19 protein-coding genes are annotated in these 20,436 nt (G+C 32.4%); 5 read left to right on the forward strand and 14 right to left on the reverse strand.

Features of this window, described 5'->3' with window-relative positions; all coding sequences use genetic code 11:
* The first annotated feature begins 321 nt into the window (after positions 1-321).
* The 3 genes from ACVC5O_RS04850 to ACVC5O_RS04860 all read left to right on the forward strand — a co-directional run bounded on the left by ACVC5O_RS04850 (position 322) and on the right by ACVC5O_RS04860 (position 2,705).
* On the forward strand, positions 322-1,704 hold the full coding sequence (locus tag ACVC5O_RS04850) for an MATE family efflux transporter (protein WP_452220343.1): 1,383 nt from the start codon (positions 322-324) through the stop codon (positions 1,702-1,704).
* Between the two features lie 183 nt (positions 1,705-1,887).
* Positions 1,888-2,115, forward strand: a complete 228-nt coding sequence (locus ACVC5O_RS04855) for a hypothetical protein (protein WP_452220344.1) — start codon at positions 1,888-1,890, stop codon at positions 2,113-2,115.
* A 14-nt stretch (positions 2,116-2,129) separates the two neighbouring features.
* Positions 2,130-2,705 carry a phosphatase PAP2 family protein gene (locus tag ACVC5O_RS04860; RefSeq protein WP_452220345.1) on the forward strand — a complete coding sequence of 192 codons (576 nt, stop codon included), beginning with the start codon at positions 2,130-2,132 and terminating at the stop codon, positions 2,703-2,705.
* 1 nt (position 2,706) lies between these two features.
* Here the strand turns inward: ACVC5O_RS04860 and ACVC5O_RS04865 are convergent, their stop codons facing one another.
* The 3 genes from ACVC5O_RS04865 to ACVC5O_RS04875 are packed head-to-tail and all read right to left on the reverse strand — an operon-like array spanning position 2,707 to position 5,670.
* Positions 2,707-4,341, reverse strand: coding sequence for an ArnT family glycosyltransferase (locus ACVC5O_RS04865; RefSeq protein WP_452220346.1), 1,635 nt, complete (start codon positions 4,339-4,341; stop codon positions 2,707-2,709).
* Complete coding sequence (locus tag ACVC5O_RS04870) at positions 4,334-4,957, reverse strand: lipid-A-disaccharide synthase N-terminal domain-containing protein (protein ID WP_452220347.1); 624 nt, start codon at positions 4,955-4,957, stop codon at positions 4,334-4,336. The genes ACVC5O_RS04865 and ACVC5O_RS04870 overlap by 8 nt, the downstream gene beginning before the upstream one ends.
* Positions 4,957-5,670, reverse strand: a complete 714-nt coding sequence (locus ACVC5O_RS04875; RefSeq protein WP_452220348.1) for a glycosyltransferase family 2 protein — start codon at positions 5,668-5,670, stop codon at positions 4,957-4,959. Before ACVC5O_RS04875 ends, ACVC5O_RS04870 begins: the two co-directional genes overlap by 1 nt.
* A gap of 96 nt (positions 5,671-5,766) precedes the next feature.
* Here ACVC5O_RS04875 and ACVC5O_RS04880 point away from each other — a divergent pair, with 96 nt between their 5' ends.
* Entirely contained in the window at positions 5,767-6,708 is a 942-nt protein-coding gene (locus tag ACVC5O_RS04880; protein ID WP_452220349.1) for an NAD-dependent epimerase/dehydratase family protein, read from the forward strand.
* Positions 6,709-6,864: 156 nt separating this feature from the next.
* Here ACVC5O_RS04880 and ACVC5O_RS04885 read toward each other — a convergent pair whose 3' ends face one another.
* The 3 genes from ACVC5O_RS04885 to ACVC5O_RS04895 form a co-directional block, all read right to left on the reverse strand.
* Positions 6,865-7,242, reverse strand: coding sequence for a hypothetical protein (locus ACVC5O_RS04885; protein WP_452220350.1), 378 nt, complete (start codon positions 7,240-7,242; stop codon positions 6,865-6,867).
* A gap of 550 nt (positions 7,243-7,792) precedes the next feature.
* Positions 7,793-8,866 (reverse strand): methylmalonyl Co-A mutase-associated GTPase MeaB, encoded by a 1,074-nt coding sequence (meaB, locus tag ACVC5O_RS04890; RefSeq protein WP_452220351.1) that lies wholly within the window; start codon positions 8,864-8,866, stop codon positions 7,793-7,795.
* Between the two features lie 29 nt (positions 8,867-8,895).
* Positions 8,896-9,480, reverse strand: a complete 585-nt coding sequence (locus ACVC5O_RS04895; protein WP_452220352.1) for a DUF2911 domain-containing protein — start codon at positions 9,478-9,480, stop codon at positions 8,896-8,898.
* 288 nt (positions 9,481-9,768) lie between these two features.
* Here ACVC5O_RS04895 and ACVC5O_RS04900 point away from each other — a divergent pair, with 288 nt between their 5' ends.
* Positions 9,769-10,461, forward strand: coding sequence for a peptidoglycan DD-metalloendopeptidase family protein (locus ACVC5O_RS04900; protein WP_452220353.1), 693 nt, complete (start codon positions 9,769-9,771; stop codon positions 10,459-10,461).
* Here ACVC5O_RS04900 and ACVC5O_RS04905 read toward each other — a convergent pair.
* From ACVC5O_RS04905 to ACVC5O_RS04940, 8 genes are all read right to left on the reverse strand, one after another.
* The gene (locus ACVC5O_RS04905; RefSeq protein WP_452220354.1) at positions 10,441-11,466 is read right to left on the reverse strand and encodes a hypothetical protein; all 1,026 of its coding nucleotides are present in this window, start codon (positions 11,464-11,466) and stop codon (positions 10,441-10,443) included. The genes ACVC5O_RS04900 and ACVC5O_RS04905 overlap by 21 nt on opposite strands.
* Before the next feature lie 167 nt (positions 11,467-11,633).
* Positions 11,634-12,209 carry an RDD family protein gene (locus tag ACVC5O_RS04910; RefSeq protein ID WP_452220355.1) on the reverse strand — a complete coding sequence of 192 codons (576 nt, stop codon included), beginning with the start codon at positions 12,207-12,209 and terminating at the stop codon, positions 11,634-11,636.
* A 130-nt stretch (positions 12,210-12,339) separates the two neighbouring features.
* Positions 12,340-12,741, reverse strand: coding sequence for a hypothetical protein (locus ACVC5O_RS04915; RefSeq protein ID WP_452220356.1), 402 nt, complete (start codon positions 12,739-12,741; stop codon positions 12,340-12,342).
* 216 nt (positions 12,742-12,957) lie between these two features.
* Entirely contained in the window at positions 12,958-16,311 is a 3,354-nt protein-coding gene (secA, locus tag ACVC5O_RS04920; protein WP_452220357.1) for a preprotein translocase subunit SecA, read from the reverse strand.
* A 188-nt stretch (positions 16,312-16,499) separates the two neighbouring features.
* The gene (locus ACVC5O_RS04925; protein ID WP_006989959.1) at positions 16,500-16,721 is read right to left on the reverse strand and encodes a DUF2795 domain-containing protein; all 222 of its coding nucleotides are present in this window, start codon (positions 16,719-16,721) and stop codon (positions 16,500-16,502) included.
* A 173-nt stretch (positions 16,722-16,894) separates the two neighbouring features.
* On the reverse strand, positions 16,895-17,467 hold the full coding sequence (locus tag ACVC5O_RS04930) for a cob(I)yrinic acid a,c-diamide adenosyltransferase (RefSeq protein WP_452220358.1): 573 nt from the start codon (positions 17,465-17,467) through the stop codon (positions 16,895-16,897).
* A 243-nt stretch (positions 17,468-17,710) separates the two neighbouring features.
* On the reverse strand, positions 17,711-18,484 hold the full coding sequence (locus tag ACVC5O_RS04935; protein ID WP_452220359.1) for an O-methyltransferase: 774 nt from the start codon (positions 18,482-18,484) through the stop codon (positions 17,711-17,713).
* Entirely contained in the window at positions 18,485-20,347 is a 1,863-nt protein-coding gene (locus tag ACVC5O_RS04940; RefSeq protein ID WP_452220360.1) for an ABC-F family ATP-binding cassette domain-containing protein, read from the reverse strand. It abuts the gene before it with no gap.
* Between the last annotated feature and the right edge of the window lie 89 nt (positions 20,348-20,436).

Below are 20,436 nucleotides of genomic sequence, written 5' to 3' on the forward strand. Positions count from 1 at the left end.
CGAAATCTGTGTAGAAAAGAGAGGGGATTTTCAATGTTGACGAAGTCTAGGCTTCTGCGTATATAATAACCTTACTCCTCTCTTTTGTCTTTTCTGTTTATTTATCTAATTTAATGAATTGTAAACTTAAGACGTATATAATTTATTGCTTGGTTCTCGCCAGCTTACGAAAATCCTCGCGGATTTTCTATTCGGTTTTTATTTGCTAAATTAAGTGCTTAAACCACCCAACTAACCATTCACAAAACCGATAAGCTAACCTGCCAAAATTCCTTCAAAATAAAATTCGGAAACCAATAAGCGAAGCATTACTTTTGCCAAATGGTTTTAAGCGACTACACTAAAGAATTTAAATACAACTGGACACTAGCTGCTCCTGTAATGTTAGGCATGCTTGGTCACACTTTTGTGAGCTTTGTAGATAATATTATGGTTGGTCAATTGGGTACAGCAGAATTAGCTGCTGTCTCTCTAGGAAACAGTTTTATGTTTATTGCGATGTCGCTTGGTATTGGTTTTAGTACAGCAATTACTCCTTTGGTTGCAGAGGCAGATGGTGCAAATAACTTTAAAGAAGGCAAGTCGGCTTTTAAACATGGTTTGTTTTTATGTTCGGTTTTAGGTGTACTCTTATTTTTGCTCGTTTTTTTTGCCAAACCTTTAATGTACTTTATGAAACAACCTGTTGAGGTTGTAGAATTAGCCATTCCGTATTTAGATTTAGTAGCATTTTCGTTAATTCCATTGGTTATATTTCAAGGTTTTAAACAATTTAGTGATGGCTTATCGCTAACTAAATATCCTATGTATTCCACTTTACTCGCAAACGTGGTGAACGTGGTTTTAAACTATATTTTAATTTTTGGGAAATTTGGTTTCCCAGAATTAGGAATTGTTGGTGCAGCCTATGGTACATTAATTTCCAGAGTTATAATGGTAGGTCATTTGTGGTGGTTGCTAAAAGGTAGAGAAAAATCGAAAGCCTACGTTACCAATATTAAGTTTTTTGAGCTTAGTAAAGCGATGCTTAATAAAATAATAAATTTAGGTGCTCCAAGTGCCATGCAAATGTTTTTTGAAGTCGCCATATTTACAGCAGCTATATGGTTAAGTGGTTTGTTAGGTAAAAATCCGCAAGCAGCCAATCAAATTGCTTTAAACCTAAGCTCAATGACTTTTATGGTTGCCATGGGAATTGGTGTAGCATCTATGATTAGAGTAGGAAACCAAAAGGGATTAAAACAGTATTTTGAGTTAAGACGTATTGCCTTTTCGCTCTTTTTTATGGGTTTTATTTTTGCTGTAGTTTTTGCGCTTCTGTTTTTAATATTTAATAATTATTTGCCACGAGTGTATGTCGATTTTGACGATGTTGTAAATTTTGACGATAATATGGAAGTGGTCAGTATTGCTTCAAAATTATTGTTAGCAGCTGCTATTTTTCAAATTAGCGATAGCATACAAGTTATAGTTTTAGGTGCTTTACGTGGTTTGCAAGACGTTAAAATCCCAACAGTAATTACATTTATTTCCTATTGGTTAATAGGTTTTCCAATTAGCTGGTTTTTAGGTAAGGAAGACGCTTATGGCAGTTTTGGTATTTGGCTTGGACTACTTGCTGGCTTATCTGCAGCTGCTATATTGTTGTATATCAGATTTAATTATTTAACTAAAAAGTTGATTTTACAAAAAGAGACTAAATAGTATCTGGTTGAGCGCAGTCAAAATCTAAAATGTATTTAAATACTATTTATTTTTGGGTTTAGCAGCAATTAAGTTGAGTTGTCCTTAAGAGGCAACACCGAAGCATCTCTATATTTTTAGATTCTTCACTTCGTACCTTATTCTGAATAACATATTATTTATATTTGTAAAAAGTAAACTAAAATGACACTCCCAAAATTTATATTAGGCGACAATACCGATTTTCCAAACGCTATTTTCATAATCCATACAGAATTTCCAATGTTTATTATTAATTTGGAAGATGATGAGGTAGAATGGTTAGAAGAATTTGACCAACACGATCAAAAAGAGTTAGAAATGGAAACCGAAAATTTAATTGAAGAAGCTACTGCTTTTTACGATAGAGAAGTGTCGCGTTACGACGATTAATAAATAATTATTAAATGCTAGAACAATTAATAGAATTAGATAAAGAATTATTTTTATATCTCAATGGGTTGGGAACAACAAATTGGGATGCTTTTTGGCTATTTTATACAGATAAACTGCATTGGATTCCCTTATATGCAGTGCTTATGTATTTAATGTATAAGCGCTTAAATACTAAAATGTTTATACTCACTTTAGTTGTTATTGCTTTAATGATTACGTTTACAGACCAAGTGACTAATTTGTTTAAAAATGTAATAGCAAAACGTCCAAGACCATGTCACGAAGACGAGTTAGTACAAGTTATGCGCTTGCTTAAATCCTGGTGTGGTGGTAAATATGGGTATTTCTCTGGACATTCTAGCAACTCCATGGCTGTTGCTATTTTTTGTGGCACATTATTACGCTACAAATACAAATATTTAATATACATACTTATAGTTTGGTCACTTGCTATGGCTTACAGTCGTATTTATATTGGAGTACATTATCCTTTAGATATTTTAAGCGGAATGCTATTTGGTGCATTATCTGGTTTTCTATTTTACAAATTAGATAAATACTTGCAATCCAGATTTCAGTTAAAATAATTTACTTTTTAGTCAGTAAATAGTAGTTGCTAAACAATCTCGAATTGTATTGTTTAGAGTCTTTACTCGCTTGGTTTAAATCGTAAGCTCTTAACTTTTTAATGGTATAATGTTGTTTTAAATAGGCTTGGTCTTCAGGATTAATACCGTTTGCAAGCATTCCAAATTCTTCATCTAAAGGAAGCTGTAATGTCTTACCTACGCGTTGTATTGCAGGAATCTTATCACCATATTGCCAAATCGTTTCTGGAGCAATATAATTCAAACCATAGATGTTAATGCCTTTTTGAGTGTTATACTCTGCTAAAGCATCAATTGGTTTATAATTGTCACTAGTTAACGTTTTATAAATAGGTAAACCAAACAAAAACACACTCATAAAAAAAGCAATAGTTAGAAAAAACACATGTTTTATATGCTTTTTTTTCAGTTTAATTAAAATAAAAACACCCAAAGTAAATAAAACTATAGATAGTAGTAAGAATTGAAAGCTATGTGCTGAAAATTCATTTTTAAACATAAAATACAGAACTAAAGGAGCAGCAATACCAATACTTGCAATAAGTCCAAAGTTGAAATATACTGGCCAAGTTTCGCGTTTATCTTTTAAATTTTTAAATTTTCGGAAGAGATAATTAATGTAAAAACCAATAGTAATGGCTAAAGGAATTAATACTGGCATTAAATATCTCGATTTTTTTTCAGGAATAATAGATAATAAAACCACAGCAATTATCGTCCATAAAATAGCAAGTCTGTAGCCTTTGTAGTGATTTACTCTTCGTTTTAAATAAGGATACATTAAACTTATAAACGCAGGAATAGTCCAAATACCACTTTGTGTAAAAAAGCTCCAATAGTAGTAAAAGGGTCTTGTGTTGTAGCTTGTCCAGTTGCCAGTTTCTTTACTTGTAATGGCTTCAAAAGTTGCAGGATCTTCAATCCTAACATATAAATACCACCAACCACCAAGTACCAATGCAATTAGTAATGTTATGAGTACAGGAAGCCTTTTAGGTTTAAAATCTCTGTAGCCATAAGCAATGCCATAAGCTATTAAAAACGGAAGTAATAAGGCATAAATAGATACTGGACCTTTACTTAAAATAGAACAACCAATGGCTAAACCAGCAAAAAGGCTGTGTTTCCAAAGTTGTTTATTGGTTTTAAAGAGTTTAAATAAATGGAACACACCAATCATCATAAAACCATGAGTGTAAATATCCCAAGGTGCTTCTGCAGTAATACCAACCACATAAAACGAAGTAATTAATATTAAAGCATTTACCATACTTTGCGCTCTACTTTTTACCATTGCTCTAGAAAACTCATACGTGTAAGAGGCTAAAACCATTAGCATTAATATAGCTGGTAATCGCATGGCGAATACACTTTTAACACCAAAAACTAATCCAGAAAGAGCAGAAAGCCAACTTGGTAAAGGTGGTTTTTGGTAACGTGCTTCGCCATTCATGGTGGTTAATAACCAGTTATCATGCAGAATCATTTCTCTGGCAGTAATAAAATTTCTGGCTTCCATTATAGTAACCTGTAATGTGTCTAAATTTGGTAAAAGCATTAGTGCAATTAGCAAACATAGGCTTAATAAAGGGTAGTTTTTAATAGATTCAGGCATTTTGTTTTTTTAATAAAATAAGGTTTCTAACATAAATAATGGCACCTAAAGTATGACCAACCAATAAAACAGGATCTTGCCTTAATACTGCATAAGTAAGTATTAGTAGTGACCCTATTAAACTTAAAGCCCAAAACCCAAACGGTAAAGAGGACGATTTATTTTTCTCAGAATACAGCCATTGGTACACAAAACGTAAAGTAAATACGAGTTGCGAAACAATGCCAAGTAGTAATAACCACAACGGAATAGCTTCGTTTTTAAACAGCTTATTCACATCAATTTCGTTATTATTAAAATAGAAAATAGTTACAAACAAAGGCATAAGTAATAATATCCATCGTACACTTACGTAAAATTTTTGCCATTGGTTTTGTAGCTGTAAATTTCTAATATAAATATAATAGGTAAGACCTTGACCTAGCATAATTGCAAAATCGTCTCTAAAATAACCATATATAAAAAGTAGGAAAGACGCCATTAAACTCAGCGTCCAGAATAGAGTAGGAGTTACTACGCGTTTATGTTTTTCGCTTGTAATCCATTGGATTACTAATCGCGAAGAAAACAGAATTTGCGCTAAAAATCCAATGCTATATACTATCCAGTCGCTCATTATTTGCGTTTAGCAACTTCGTAGTTAATGTATTTTTTTTTCATCCATAAATAAGCGAAACAATCCATTAAAGGACCTAAAAGCCTATTCCAAACACCAAATTTAGCTTCGCCAGCAACTCTTGGAAAATGTTGCACAGGAATTTGCTTAATTTTACCGTTTTGCAATAAAATCATCGCAGGTAAAAAACGATGTAACCCTTTAAACATAGGAATGCGTTTGGCATATTCTGTTTTAATAACTTTAAGAGGACAACCAGTATCGTCCATACCATCGTGTGTAAAACTTCTACGAATACCATTTGCGATTTTGGAGCTCATATTTTTTACAAAACTATCCTTACGGTTGGCACGAACTCCAGTCACTAACTCGTGCGTGCCTATATGATCTAAAAGTAAATTAAAATCTTGTGGAGCAGTTTGCAAATCGGAATCTATGTAACCAACCAATTCGGTTTCAGTATAATCAAAACCAGCTTTAATAGCAGCACTTAAGCCTCTGTTTTCTTTAAATAAGATATAATCGAAAGCATCGTGTCTGCTACAAATCTCTTCAATTAAATGTTGGCTATTATCTTTAGAACCATCATTTACAAACAAAATTTTAGTGGTTTTTGAAGCTATTTTGGTATAAGCCAAAAGCTCTTTTTCAACACGTAAAAGATTATCTTCCTCATTGTAAACAGGAACAACAATGGTAAATTGGTATGTCATAATTGGCTTTTAATGCATTACAAATGTATTGTTTTTTATAGAATTGAAATTAGTATCGAAAAAAAATATGTTTCTTTGTAAAACAGAATCACATTTATGAAGATATTAGTAACTGGAGCATCAGGTTTTATTGGCTCTCACACAGCAGAGCGTTTAGCAAGTTTAGGGCACGAGGTTATAGGTTTAGATAATTTTAATGATTACTACAGTTTAGCACTTAAACAATTAAACCAAAAGGCTTTAGCCGAAAAAGGAATTGCAATTTTAAAACACGATTTAAGAGATGCTAATTTAGCGGAAGCATTGCCAAAGGATATAAATTATATTTTTCATTTTGCTGCACAACCAGGTATATCATCGACTTCTACTTTTGAGGATTACTTTACAAATAACATACTAGCCACAAAAAATTTAATAGATTATGCCTTAACACTTAGTGATTTAAAGCTATTTGTAAATATAGGAACCTCTTCCATTTATGGATTAGAGGCTACTTTTCCAGAAAGTATAGCTCCAAAACCAGCATCGCATTATGGTGTGACTAAATTGGCTGCAGAGCAGTTAGTGCTTCAAAAAAGTAGAGAACAACTCTTTAAAGCGTGTTCTTTACGTTTGTATTCTGTAATTGGACCTCGCGAACGTCCAGAAAAAATGTACACCAAATTAATTGCTTGTGCTTTTAATGATAAAGCATTTCCTTTATACCAAGGTAGTGCGAGCCACTTGCGTAGTTTTACTTATGTTGGCGATATTGTAGATGGTATTGTAAGTGTAATTACTAATGAAGCAAAAGTAGATGGCGAAATTATAAATCTTGGAACAGAAGTAGAGCATACTACACAAGATGGTATTGAAGCTGTTGAGCAGGTAATTGGTAAAACAATACACCTAGATCATGTTGCAGCTAGAGCAGGAGATCAATTGCGTACTAAGGCGAATATAGATAAAGCTAAAAAACTTTTAAATTATAATCCACAAACCACTCTTTTAGAAGGTGTTAAAGCGCAAGTAGAGTGGTATAAAGCTAATTTTTTGTAGTTGGGTTTTGTGAGTTTTTGGAGTTCGTTTAACGGTCTCGGCTATGAGTAGTTGCGTGTTTAGTGGTTAATTTAGTTGAAAATTACTATTTTAAAAATCTGTCAAGAATTTCTAGACAAACCCACGCTCCGTAATTGCTTATAGCCAGTATTGGCTTTAGTTTTTTATAGGTTGACCATCAATTTCGTTCAGTTTATCAAAAGATTTTTTAAGTCTTGTTGTCAGTTTGTCTAAATCAGATGTTTTTCCAGTTAATTTCATCTCAAAGTTGTTAACGCGAACTTTCGATTTATCAATTTCAGAATTGTTTACGTATGCAAACGCAAGAGTGATTTCTTGTTCAGCATCATTTTCTGCAAACATTTCTTCAACCATATTCCAGTCAAAGTTTTTCAATTCTTCAAAATTTTCCGTTTTCACTTTTAATTCAGTCACGGCAGTCTTTGTTTCTGTTTTTTCACTCCTTTCAGTCTGCGCATAAGTTACAAAAGTCATTAGAGAAAAAATTCCGAGTAAAATGTTTTTTGTTTTCATAATTTTCGTTTTTATGTTTAAATTGATACCAATACACTCTTAATATCAAACGTTTTAATGTTTAATATCAGTCGTTAAACGAAGCTAGTAATTTTTAAGTTTAGAAGCAAACCAACTTATTGGTCGTTATCATTAAATAAACTCTTTTATAAAAGGTATCTGAATTTTGTGGATTTTATAAAAAAAATAATTAAAGAAGTATAGCGAAATTGTTATAAGACTCCTAAAAACTCAAAAGACCTCTCCATTTTAAAACATACAATATAAGTGTTGTAATTGCACCACTTATCATTATAACAAAGTGCCAATAATACATTCTTGATCCCCAACTTTTTCGAGCTTTAGTACTATATTCTCTTTTGTAAATACTATTAAAAACTTTTCTTACAATAAAAGTAGTTAGTATAAATAATACTATGGCTAGTGTTATAATTTTCCACATCTGTTATTTGTTTTTTTAGTATTGTAGCTTAGTAATGTTATTAAACGAAACTAACGATTATTTGTGGTTATTACAAAAGCGAAAATTATATTAGCAGTCTTGTGTTAATTACGCTAATCCTAACAAATACTCTGCAGCCACAAAAGGTGTAGTTTCATTATTTTCAATTAAATTCAATTGCTTTTTAAGTTCTGTTTTAATTTTAGGAGTATTGAAAAAATCACTTTTTAGTTGCGCTTCAATAGTTTGTATTAACCAAAACTTATTCTGTTCTCTGCGCTTTTTGTCAAAATAGGAGTTTTTGGAAGTCAGTGATAAATACTCTTTTATTATAGTGTAGATTTTATCAATCCCTTCGTTATTAATTGCGCTACAAGTAGTAACTTTAGGTTGCCAGCCTGTTGCTTTTTCAGGATATAAATGTAAGGCTCTATTAAATTCTACTTTTGCGAGTTTGGCAGCTTTACTATTTTCGCCATCGGCTTTATTAATAGCAATAGCATCTGCCATTTCAATAATACCACGTTTTATACCTTGTAATTCGTCTCCAGCTCCTGCGAGTTTAAGTAATAAAAAGAAATCGACCATACTGTGAACAGCAGTTTCGCTTTGTCCAACTCCAACAGTTTCAATTAGTATAGCGTTGAAACCTGCAGCTTCGCAAAGAATAATGGTTTCGCGAGTTTTGCGAGCCACACCACCAAGCGATTCTCCAGAAGGCGAAGGCCTAATAAACGCATTTTCGTTTTTAACCAAATCTTCCATTCGGGTTTTATCGCCTAAAATACTTCCTTTGGTTAAGGTACTACTTGGGTCAACAGCAAGTACAGCCACTTTTTTACCAATTGTGGTTAAATAAGTGCCAAACGCTTCAATAAAAGTACTTTTACCTACACCTGGAACTCCAGTAATACCAATTCTAAAAGAGCTATTGGCATGTGGTAAACAGGCTTTTATAATGGCATTTGCTTTTTCAAGATGTTTTGGGTTTTTACTTTCTACTAAAGTTATGGCTTGACTTAAAGCTGTAATGTTTCCTTTTAAAATAGAAGCTATTAACGCTTTTGTGGTGAGCTGTTTTTTTCTGCTTTTTTTAATTTTGGAAATAGCGCTAGCACTTGTTATTTCCTGTGAGGAAACACCTTTTTTTTCTTCTAAAGCAGATTTGTTTTTCTTTGCCACAAATAAGAGATTGTTACTCTAAGGTAAGACTATTTTTTTAATGCTTGTAATTTACTGGCTTGTTGTAATGGCACTTCTATTTTGGTATTGTCCCAAGCCATAGTGAGTTTTAGGTTATCTGTGGAGTTATCAAAAGCGATTGTAAATTGCTCTACAGTAGTGTTTATCGCTTGAGTTTCGACTTCAATTTCAACCACATCAAAGTTTGGATCCCACATTGGTTCCATTTTTTCGTTAACGCCCCATTTATAGTGTTTGGAGTTAAACATTACTTTCCAAGATTTTTCTCCAGGAACTGTCCAAACTGTATATTTTCCTTTTTCTAATCGCATGTTGTTAATCACCAAATCCTTATTAGTTTCAAAAGTAGTGGCTTCATTTGCTCCTGTTCTCCATACTCTATCATAAGGCACTAAAGCACCAAAAACCTGACGCTCGCGTTTGGATGGTCTGTTGTAAAACACTTCAACTTCTAAATCCTCAACTTTAAAACTTACTGTTTTTTTAGGACTCAATGGTTTATTAAAAATGCCATCGTTAAAATAAGAATAGCAAAAAACACTAATGGCAACTGCAAATAATGCAAGCATAAGCCATTTTAAAAATTTATTCATAAGGTTAATTATTAACTGTGTAAAGATACTGTAAATAGACTAATTTAATAATCCAGAAACGTACATTTATAATGCCAAATTATATGTCAAATATATTTTTTTTGTTTTTTTTTAAAAACTTTAAACACATCATTGACTTTGCAGCGAGTACAAATCAAAAGCTAAATAGTAAAAATTGTAGTTCTAAATAAGAGAGAATGGTGTAAACAAAACGATTATGACTAATGCAAAATATAGCAATACCATTACGCAATAATTAATTACATTTGAGTTTAATTTTTTATTAAAATGAATGCTTCTTTTTTAACATCTCTTTTATCCGAAATTCCTTCCGAAGGCGTAACAGTAATAGATGCTACAATTAGCAAAAAGGATTATGTTGCGATAGATTTATCCAAAAATAACACAGATTTAAACCAGTTTGATATTGCATCGTCCAAAGCTTGGGAACAGTATATCAATTCCTATTTGCAACATAAAAATGCAAAAGTCGCTTTTGGTGGCTATTTAGAGCATAGAAACCTATACACTCGTAGCGCATATTTTACCAAGCAAGAGCCAGAACACCAACGTAAAATCCATTTAGGTTTAGACTTGTGGTGTGAAGCAGGAACAACTGTTTTAGCTGCATTTAATGGCAGAATTCATAGTTTTAAAAACAACACTAATTTTGGAGATTATGGACCAACAATTATTGTAGAGCATAAAATTAAAGGAACTATTTTTTATACATTGTATGGTCATTTGAGTTTAGAATCGCTATCTAATTTAAAAATAGGACAAGATATTAAACAAGGCGAAACAATAGCTACTTTGGGAAAAGCTGAAGTTAATGGCGATTATGCGCCACATTTACATTTTCAAATTATTAAAGATTTACAAGGTAATTTGGGTGATTATCCTGGAGTTTGTAGTGCTAATGATTTAGCGTTTTATACAGAGAATACTGTTAATCCTGAGTTAGTTTTGAGTTTGGTTTAATATTGAAAGTATTTGTTTTTTAAATTTGTTTTGTTCATCAACATAAAACACTATAGTTTTAAAGTGGCGTTGAATACCATATAACCCAATAAGTGTGTACTGTTTTTTTAAATGAAGGATACAATTATGGCTTTCTAATTCTCCTAAAATTGAAAGTTTTCGAGTGTCATTGTTAAGCACAATATCTTTAGTATTAAGCTCTAGACTATCAATATCTTCAATGTTTATGGTTACTTCGTTCATTATGCCGTAGTTGAGAACTAATGCTTTAGTATTAATAACAATTGGTCTTTTAAGCATTGATTTTAAAAACCCAAAAAGTTGTATTCCAGAATAGAGACTTAAAAAGGTAAAACTCCAAGCAGCAATTACACTCCATTTAGATAGTAATGGATGTAACACAACAGTTTCTACAGCTATAATAATAATTAAAGCAACAAGTAAGCTAAGGGTTCCGCTATTTTTATGATAAGAGAACTCATTGACTTTTAGCTCTCTTTTTTTCCAATATATAAACCCATAATAAAAAACAGCAATTTCAGTAACTATTGGCATCACAATACCTTTAGGAAATATATCGGAACAGGTATGTTTTAAAGTCGTAAAAAAATCTGAAGTCGTGTCTTTTTTAAGCTTGTATGTACGTAAAGCTTTTCTAACTTTATAAATTACAAACGTAACAACCGATAACTCAACAATTGGTAGCATCCAAGTTTTAAAAAGTGATAAATAGTATTGGTTCTCTTTAGGTAATATTACAGTACAAATAATTACACCTAATATTAAAAATGGAACAACTGTAGTTTTGGGAATACTCGTTTTTCTAATAAGTAAATAATAAATAAAAGGGACTATTAATAAAAGATCGAAAGTGATACCAATAGCTAGTTTATCAGGATTTGTCTTAAAAATTGATGACTTTGCAATAATAGCCATTAGACCAATAATTAATAATGGAATTCCAAAAATTAAAAGTTGTCTTTGTAAGCGGATTGCTTTTTTCATTGGTTTTAGCTTGTAGTGTTTTTTATTAGGGTTCGTTTAATGGTTTTGTGTATGATTTCGTTGCGTGTTTAAGTACCTAATTTAGCAAATAAAAACCGAATAGAAAATCCGCGAGGATTTTCGTAAGTAGGCTAGAACCAAGCAATAAATTATATAAGGTGTTGTGTTTAGTTATTTAATTCAGTTAATATTTTTTCTTTGTCTTTATTCCAAATCGTATATGTAAATGTTCTTTTATTATGGAAAAACATTTCATCTTCTAATATTGTCGTACTTGATAATACATAAAAAACTATACTGAAAAGCTGAAGTAAATTTTTTATGAAAGAAGTCAAAAATGATGGATTTTCTCCAAAGTCATCAATTACTCTCATTCCGAAAATATATTTTCCAAATGTTCTGCCAGTCAAGGATTCGAATATCGGATTTATAATAAATAAAGCTAAAAATGCTAACACGTATGGATATATACTTTTTTCGATTAAAATTCTGTCAATCAAATAAAATATTCCTAAATAAAAACCATAGTCAAATACTTTGGCAAATAATCTTATCCAAAATTCGTCTAAATTCGGATTAAACGGAAATTCATATTCAAAATTTTCTCCTCGTCTTGTGACCGTTTTATAAGTTTTAGCATTAGATATTCTTTTCGTTTTTTTCTTTTGTAGTTCGTATTTGATTATGAATTTGGATAAATAGTACAGAGTAAAATATGTAAGTATTAATACTCCAATAGCCATTAATTCAAATGTAAAGTCGTTCGTCATAATTAAACACAAAGTATTCTTGCTATCAAACGTTTTATATTTAATACCATTCGATAAACGAAGCTATCATTTTTTAAGTTTAGAAACAAACTAAACTAAAGTTTCAAATCACCTTATTCTGCGCCAAAGATTTACCAAATAAAAACCCAATAAGTACTCCTAATCCATCGCAAATGGTGTACCAAATAGGAGAGGGAATCATTATTAACATAGCTACAGTAGCCAGTAGCATTACACCTCCAACTACATAAGCTGGTATCATTGAGGTTTTAGAGATTAAACCTGCAACAAACATTCCAACCACAATGCCAACTCCATGCGCTATTATAACACTAACCATTGCGCCTTTTGGTATTAAATTGGTGTTGTTTTTTAACCATTCCATATCTTGTGGTTGTGCACCTTCTGGATAAGGGAATAGCATAATGCCTAATTTTTCGATTATAGTAATGGTAAGGCTTGCTGCAACTAAACCTATTATGGTTGCTAGTATATTTCTAAGCATGATTTATAGTTTTTGTTGTATTAAAACTACGAAATAAAAATGAATATGTCTTTGCATGTAGTAACAACGAAACGACGTGGCACTCTTTTTATTAGCTTTTAAAAGCACGTACATAATCCTTATTGTGCTTATATATTATGGTACAAAAAAAATCCCGAAGCGATTAACTTCGGGATTTTATAGGTGTAAGATTCCTGTTTTAAACAGGAATAAGTGTTACTCCACTAAAACCCATTCGCCTTTAGCAATTAAAGGTTCTGCTTGTTTATATTTTACTGTTTTGTTTTCACCACTCATAACATGTTTAATAGTTACTTTGTCGTTACGTCCAATTTTTGGAGCATCGCGTACAATAGTTTCTACAACTTGTCTTTGTTGTTGTGTGTTTCCTGCAGCTCTGTTTTGTGCAGAACGCTCGTCTAAATTAGGGATTTCGTCTTTTTGAGTTTTTAAATTCTCTTTTTTACGCACTTCCCTAGCTTCAGAAATAGCATCTGTAGTTTCTGTTGGTAATTCGCCTTTAAATAAGAAGGAGATTACCTCTTTGTTTACATTATCTATCGTTGATTTAAATAACTCGAAAGATTCAAATTTATAAATTAATAAAGGATCTTTTTGCTCGTGGACTGCTAATTGTACAGATTGCTTTAACTCATCCATTTTACGTAAATGGGTTTTCCAAGCATCATCTACAATAGCCAAGGTAATATTTTTCTCAAAATCGTGGATTAGTTGTTTTCCGTTAGTTTTATAAGCAGTTTCTAATTCGGTAACCACTTGTAACGTTTTTACACCATCTGTAAAAGGAACCACAATGCGCTTAAACTTATCGCCTTGGTTTTCGTAAACATCTTTAATTACTGGAAAAGCAATTTCTGCATTACGCTCCATTTTTGCTTTGTAATGATCAAATGCTGCTTTGTAAATTCTGTTTGAAATCTCTTGAACAGATAATTTGTTAAACTCTGTAGCATCAATAGGCGAACTCATTGAGAAATAACGAATTAATTCAAATTCGAAATTTTTAAAATCACTCGCATTTTTATTAGTTTCAGTAATGTTTTCCGACGTATCATAAATCATATTGGCTAAATCTACACGAAGTCGTTCACCATTTAAGGCGTTATAACGACGCTTGTAAACTACCTCACGTTGCGAGTTCATTACATCATCATATTCTAACAAACGCTTACGAACACCAAATTGGTTTTCTTCTACTTTTTTCTGTGCACGCTCAATAGATTTTGAAATCATAGAATGCTGAATTACTTCGCCTTCTTTTAATCCCATTTTATCCATCATTTTAGCAATACGCTCAGAACCAAACAAACGCATTAAATTATCTTCTAAACTCACATAAAACTGCGAGCTTCCTGGATCTCCTTGACGACCAGCACGACCACGTAACTGCCTATCTACACGACGCGAATCGTGACGCTCTGTACCAACAATGGCTAAACCACCAGCAGCTTTTACCTCGTCACTTAATTTAATATCTGTACCACGACCAGCCATATTGGTTGCAATAGTTACTTGTCCTGGATTACCAGCATCTGCAACAATATCTGCTTCCTTTTTGTGGAGCTTTGCGTTTAATACATTGTGAGGGACTTTTCTAATCGATAACATTTTACCTAACAACTCACTAATTTCTACATTGGTTGTACCAATTAATACAGGACGGCCAGCTTTAGATAAACGTGTTACCTCATCAATTACTGCATTGTATTTTTCGCGTTTCGTTTTAAACACTAAATCCTCTCTATCGTCTCGTGCAATGGGTCTGTTTGTTGGAATTTCTACCACATCTAATTTGTAGATTTCCCAAAATTCGCCAGCTTCTGTTACAGCAGTACCTGTCATACCAGACAGTTTACGATACATTCTGAAATAATTTTGAAGCGTTATCGTTGCAAAAGTTTGTGTCGCATCTTCAATTTTTACATTTTCTTTAGCTTCAATCGCTTGGTGTAATCCATCGCTATAACGACGACCATCCATAATACGACCTGTTTGCTCATCTACAATCATTACTTTATTGTCCATAACCACATATTGGTTATCTTTTTCGAATAAAGCATAAGCTTTTAGTAATTGGTTTAACGTATGAATACGCTCCGATTTAATACCAAATTCTCTAAATAAATCTTCTTTTTCTTCTGCTTCTTGCTCTTTTGATAAACCTTTAGCTTCAATTTTTGCAACTTCTAAACCAATTTCTGGCATCACAAAAAATTCTGGATTATCCTTACCAGATATATGCTCAACACCTTTATCTGTTAATTCTATTTGATTGTTTTTTTCTTCAATAACATAGTATAACTCAGCATCAACCTTTGGCATCTCACGATTGTTATCTGCCATATACGTATTTTCTGTTTTTTGAAGTAATTGCTTTATACCTTCTTCACTTAAAAACTTAATTAAAGCTTTGTTTTTTGGGATACCTCTATAAACTCTTAATAGTAAAAAGCCACCTTCTTTAGTATCTCCTTGAGCAATTAATTTCTTTGCTTCGGCTAAAACACCAACTAAATATTTACGTTGAATACTTACAATATCTTCAACTTTAGGTTTTAATTCTGTAAACTCATGCTCGTCACCTTTTGGGATTGGACCAGAAATAATTAATGGTGTTCTGGCATCATCTATTAAAACAGAATCCACCTCATCTACAATCGCATAATGGTGTGGACGTTGTACTAAATCGCCTGGAGCATTTGCCATATTATCGCGTAAATAATCGAAACCAAATTCGTTATTTGTACCATAAGTAACATCTGCATTGTAGGCTTTACGTCGTGCATCGGAGTTTGGTTTGTGGTAATCTATACAATCTACAGTCATACCATGAAACTCAAAAATAGGAGCCATCCACGCACTATCTCGCTTTGCTAAGTAGTCGTTTACGGTAACCAAGTGAACACCTTTGCCTGCTAAGGCATTTAGGTAAACAGGTAAAGTTGCGACAAGGGTTTTACCTTCTCCTGTTTGCATTTCGGCAATTTTACCTTGGTGAAGTGCAATACCTCCAATAAGCTGCACATCGTAATGAATCATGTCCCAAGTAATTGGTTTACCTGCTGCATCCCAAGAATTTGCCCAAATGGCTTTGTCACCATCTAGCGTAACATACGCTTTTTCTCCAGAGAATGTTCTATCAGATTCGTTTGCAGTTACTGTAATTTCTGTATTGTGTGTAAAACGTTTTGCAGTTTCTTTAACTACTGCAAAGGCTTCAGGTAGGATTGTATTTAAAACGTCTTCTGTAGCTGTGTACGATTCGTCTTTAATACCATCAATTTCTTGATAGATGTCTTCGCGCTTATCAATATCTTCAGTCGCATCTGCTTCTGCTAATAAATTGTCTATACGTTCTTGGAAAGGCGCTCTTGCTTTTGCGATTTCTGCTTTAAATTGAGCTGTTTTTGCTCTTAACTCGTCGTGAGATAAGGCTTCAATAGCTTTTTCAAAGGTTTTGATTTCGTTTACTAATGGTGTTATGGCTTTAACGTCTTGCTTAGACTTATCGCCAACAAACACTTTTAGTACAGAATTTAAAAAACTCATGTGTTGTATGTTTTATAGTTATTGAAACCTTTGGTTTGTAATTAGGTGTCAATAATTTTTGATTGTTATTTGTATTTATAAAACCTTATAAAAAGGTTCTCAAAGATACGTTTTGTTGTTGTTTTATATCGAATTAAAACACAAAAAAAGCCTCTAATTGAGACTTTTTTAATGCAATAGTTTATTTTTTAATACTCATCCTCGTTCCAGAGGTAGTCTTCATCTGTTGGATAATCAGGCCAAATCTCTTCGATAGAGTCGTATGAGTCTCCTTCATCTTCTATAGATTGTAGGTTTTCAACAACTTCTAAAGGAGCTCCTGTTCTAATTGCGTAATCAATTAGTTCATCTTTAGTTGCTGGCCAAGGTGCATCACTTAAATACGATGCTAATTCTAATGTCCAATACATTTCTTTGTGCGTTTAATTTTTGCAAAAATAAATTTTTAGTTTAAATAGTCAAGAAAAAAGTGAATTATTTTTTCAATAAGTTGAAAGAACGTTTCTTTTCACTGAAACTACTTGATAATAAAGTGTTTTGCAGTGTTAATAAATCACAGATTAAAATAGTTTTTTTTAAAGGATTACGTTTTTTGCGGAATCCATTTTACCTCATCTGCTTGCAAATCATAAGACAATTTTCGTGCCAACACAAAAAGATAGTCTGATAAACGATTTAAATAGGTAAGAGCTTCTGGTAAAAAAGGTTCTAACTCATTAAGTGCAGAAGCCAAACGCTCTGCTCTACGGCAAACACAACGTGCAATGTGACAGAATGACACTGTTTGATGTCCTCCTGGTAATACGAAATGCGTCATTTGAGGCAAGCTTTCGTTCATTGTATCCATTTCCTGTTCTAATAGCGCAATGTCTTCCGCAGAAATTTTTGGAATATTTAAACGTTCTTTCCCGCTTTTTAATGTTGCTTTTTCAGGATCTGTGGCTAAAATTGCGCCAACAGTAAACAGCTTATTCTGTATGGTTATTAAACTATTTTTATAGTCTTGGTTAATGTTTTGATCGCGAATAAGACCTAAATGAGAATTCAATTCATCTACAGTGCCATAGCTATCTATACGAATGTGGTGTTTAGGAACGCGTGTGCCACCAAAAAGTGCTGTAGTGCCTTTATCTCCTGTTTTTGTGTAAATTTTCATAGTATTAAAATTATAAAGCTCATTTTCGTTTCGATAAAATTCGTCAATTCGAGTGAATTTTAGGATTGAAAATGAATAAATTTTAGAAAGTAAATGCGATTTGTTTGTTTAAAGGGTTCTCGATACAATTTTTCGTGCCTCAAAATCACTCGAAATGACGCGTATTATTTTTGCTTTTTATTGTTTAAAATCACAAATATATAGCCAAGTACTAAAGCAATAAGTATCCAATAGAATCCCATGTTATACTCTAATTGTAAAATGCTCTTTGGCTTGTTCTTTTCTAAAAAAGACTATTCCCCAAAAAAAGGTATCAATAGTTACGGTTACTTTTGGATGTTGTTTTATAGTTTCCCAAGCTTCGGTCATGCCTTTAGACCAATAAATATCGTCGAAAATAAAAACCGAATCGTTATGCGCTGTTTTTAAAAGGGTATTAAAATAGTTAAGCGTAGCTTCTTTTTGGTGATTGCCATCAAAATACACCAAATCGTAAGTGTTTGAAGCTAGTGTTTTTGTAACTTCATTAAAATCACCTGTTGTAATGGTTATATTTTTAAGCTGAAACCTCTCGAAAGTTTGCGCTGTAAATGCTGAAATATTTGGACACCCTTCTACAGTAGTAATTTGTGCTTCAGGATTACCAAGATGCATAGCATGAGTGGCAATTCCCATTGAGGTGCCTAATTCTAAAATAGTTTCAAATTTAAAATACTTAACAACTCTAAAAAATAATTTTGCTCTGTGAGAAGTTGTTCCTGCACTTTTAGCAATATTAGAAACAATTCTGGTATTACTTTTCATCACTTGCGAGCCTACTCCTAAATCTGTAACTTCTATAGAAGTGTCATTGTTTAACAAGTCCGTTTTGTAGTTTGCTAACTGTTTATAAGTATCGTATTTAGTTTTATCATAAAAACATTGCGTCACAAAATCATATACAAAAGGCGATTGTACGCCATGTTGGTTTTTAGACTTTAACCAAAATTTTATGTATGCAGATATTAGTTTTCGCATTTAATTGTCCATTTTTTCTGAGAGTTCTAACCAGCGCATTTCTTTTTCTTCAATACTATCTATAATAGTTTGAAGCTTTAGTGAAAGTTCTTGGATTTTGTCTTGCTCTAGTTCTGGATTGTTAAACTTAGCTTCCAATTCTTTTTTATCGTACTCTAAGGCTTTTATTTTACTCTCTAGATTATTAAATTCTTTTTGCTCGTTATACGATAAACTAACGTTGCTATCTTTTTTCCAGTTTTGCTTTTCTTTTTTGTCTTCTGCGTGTTCAGGTTCTACAGATTTGCTATCGTCGTAAGCTCTAAAATCACTGTAATTTCCTGGAAAATCTTCAACAACACCTTCGCCTCTAAACACAAATAAGTGATCTACAATTTTATCCATAAAATAACGGTCGTGAGAAACAACAAGTAAACAGCCAGGGAAATCTAAGAGGAAGCTTTCTAAAACATTTAGCGTTACAATATCTAAATCGTTTGTAGGTTCATCTAAAATTAAAAAATTTGGGTTTTGAATAAGGACTGTGCATAAATAGAGACGTTTGCGTTCTCCACCACTAAGTTTTTCTACAAAATCGTATTGTTTTTTTCTATCGAATAAAAAGCGTTCTAAAAGTTGTTGTGCACTAATCTGACGTCCCTTTTTTAAAGGAATATAATCTCCAAAGTCTCTAACCACATCAATTACTTTTTGTTGTGGTTTTGGTGTAATTCCTGCTTGTGTGTAATAACCAAATTTAACCGTTTCTCCTTTGGTAATTTTGCCAGAATCAGGTTGGTCTGTTCCTGTTAATATGTTTAGAAACGTTGTTTTGCCTGTTCCGTTTTTGCCAATAATACCAACACGTTCTCCTTTTTGAAAGGTATAATCAAACTTATTTAAAATCACCTTGTCTTTATAGGCTTTGGAGACTTTATGGAGTTCTAAAATTTTGCTACCTAATCGCTCCATATTTAGCTCTAGTTGCACTTGATGGTCTTTTCTGCGTTGGTGAGCTTTGTGTTTAATTTCTGTAAAATCGTCTATCCTAGATTTAGATTTTGTGGTTCTTGCTTTAGGCTGCTTACGCATCCAATCTAATTCTTTTTTATAAAGTTGTTTTGCTTTACCAGTTTCTACAGTTTCTTGTTCTATTCTAGCTTCCTTTTTTTCTAGGTAATACGAGTAGTTTCCTTTATAACTATATAATTTTCCATGATCTAGTTCTATAATTTCATTACAAACACGCTCTAAAAAGTAGCGATCGTGTGTGACCATAAACAGTGTAATGTTTTCTTTTGCAAAAAAAGATTCTAACCATTCTATCATTTCTAAATCTAAATGGTTTGTAGGCTCATCTAAAATTAAAAGGTCTGGTTTATTAATAAGTGCATTGGCTAAAGAGAGCCGTTTTTTTTGTCCACCAGACAAACTACTTACTTTTTGTTGTAAATTATCTAATTTAAGTTTAGAGAGAATTTGCTTGTATTGCGTCTCAAAATCCCAAGCGTTATTAACATCCATAAGCTCAAAAGCTGTTTGGTAAGCTTCTGTATCTTCTGGGTGTTGTAATGCATCTTCGTACTGCTTAATAATATCTAAAACAGGGTTGTCTGCATTAAAAATAGTAGCCTCAACTGTAAGGTTTTGATCTAATACAGGTTCTTGAGGTAAAAAAGAAACCTTTACGTCTTTTCTAAAAATAACATTACCAGCATCAGGTTGGTCTAGTTTGGCTAATATATTAAGTATAGATGTTTTGCCAGTCCCATTTTTAGCCACAAAGGCAATTTTTTGATCTTTATGGATACTAAACGAGATGTCTTTAAAGAGTGTTAACTCTCCATAAGACTTGGCAATATTTTCAACAGTTAAATAATTCAAGTGTTCAATTTTTTCACAAATAACGGATAAAAAACCAAAAAATCCGATAAAAGTTTTGTTATTCACGATGAAAGGCTATATTTGTGATC

It is taken from the genome of Lacinutrix salivirga (assembly GCF_053604675.1).